This is a genomic window from Rhodosalinus sediminis (genome assembly GCF_003385555.1).
In the GTDB taxonomy this organism is placed as follows: Bacteria; Pseudomonadota; Alphaproteobacteria; order Rhodobacterales; family Rhodobacteraceae; genus Rhodosalinus; species Rhodosalinus sediminis.
The window spans coordinates 1-482 of record NZ_QOHR01000100.1 but is presented as its reverse complement, the minus strand read 5'-3'; the positions used below and the strand labels follow the sequence as shown (position 1 = coordinate 482).

Sequence of the window (482 nt, the reverse complement as noted above, 5' to 3'; positions counted from 1 at the left end):
CAGGCCGCGCATATTTCAAGCTTGAAGCTTTTGCCCAAGAGGGATTCGCTTTCCGGATAACGCCCCGCGCGAGGGCCTGCGATACTTGCGGCGGGCGCCGCGGACGCCCCCACATCAGGAGGGAAACACGATGCAACAGGGAATCACTCCGGCCGCCGAGGGCCTCGAAGGCAAGAGCTGGAACGTCGTCGGCCACACCTACACGCNGGGAATCACTCCGGCCGCCGAGGGCCTCGAAGGCAAGAGCTGGAACGTCGTCGGCCACACCTACACGCCCAAGCTTCTGAGCCCCAACGCCTTCATCTGGCATGCGCATATCCCGGACGGCACCTTCGTGCCGCCGCACATCCACCCCACGCAGGACGAATGGATCGTGATGCTGGAGGGCCACCTCGAGGTCGAGTTCGGCGGCGACGTGCACAAGGCGGGGCCTGGCGACACGATCCGCATGCCGATGGGCATCGCGCACGGCATCTTCAACC

The 482-nt window shown here is 65.3% G+C and carries 1 protein-coding gene; it reads left to right on the top strand.

What is annotated here, in order from left to right; genetic code table 11:
- Positions 1 to 211: 211 nt before the first annotated feature.
- Positions 212 to 482: cupin domain-containing protein (locus tag DRV84_RS15260; RefSeq protein ID WP_476748610.1), on the top strand; the 271-nt coding region annotated here is incomplete at its 3' end.